The following is an 846-nucleotide window of genomic DNA, read 5'->3' as shown; positions in this document are numbered from 1 at the left end:
GAATGGGCGTTAAACCAATACAAGCAGACGCATTCTTTCCGCTCTTAAACGGCTGCGATTGATTTGCACCCAAAGCAATATAAAGGTTTACCGCATTAACTGGACCTACACCCTCAAGCTTTAATAGCTTCTTACAATCAGGTAATGATTGGATACTCTGTTCTAAATATTTATCGTATTCACGAATAGCGCTAATCATATTTTCAAGTTGCACTTTAGCGACCGAGAGAGTGGCACGGAAGGTATCAGACAAATTATTCTCTCCATCTTCAAGTACACTTTCTAGCCCTCGCAGTATGCCACCTTGTGTATTGGGTAAACGGATATTTAATTCTAACAGTAACGATACTATTTGTTTTTGCGAGGCGTTTTGACTCTTAATTGCTAACTCGCGCAAACGTTGAATTGATTGCAACTGTTGTTGCTCAATACTTTTACCGTTTATAAAAGACACTTCCGGTAAAAACAGTGTTTGTGCAATGGCCAATGCATCATTTTTATCCGTCTTTTGGTTTTGCCTAACAGCTTTGACCAATTTGGCACTAATCAGTCGAGCATCATGACCAGCTTTAATGGCCTGTTGATACCAATAATTTGAAGTAGAGCAAGCTTCAAACGCTACAGTGACGGGTTTAGTTTGGGCTAACCAAAGTGAAAATTCATCAGTACTCATCTCTACATTAGAGGTAACTTTTTTACCGTGTAGCGTGCAAACCTGAATTATATTTTTTGCTAAATCAACGCCGACTTTAGTACGATACATATTAAGGACTCTCTTTAATATTTTTTGTGTGGTAACAAAAATATTACCCCAAACCCTCAGGTGCGGGGGAGTCCAATTATCTC

Annotated in this window: 1 protein-coding gene; it reads right to left on the bottom strand. The window is 39.0% G+C overall.

The window, feature by feature from the left end; translation table 11 throughout:
* On the bottom strand, nt 1-763 hold a 763-nt coding region (locus tag J8L84_RS20175; protein WP_211072269.1), incomplete at its 3' end, for an IS110 family transposase.
* Between the last annotated feature and the right edge of the window lie 83 nt (nt 764-846).

This window comes from Alteromonas sp. MMG017 (assembly GCF_018100795.1).
GTDB lineage: Bacteria > Pseudomonadota > Gammaproteobacteria > Enterobacterales > Alteromonadaceae > Alteromonas.
Note: the sequence above shows the minus strand (reverse complement) of the source record. Positions and strands in the feature narration are given on the sequence as shown.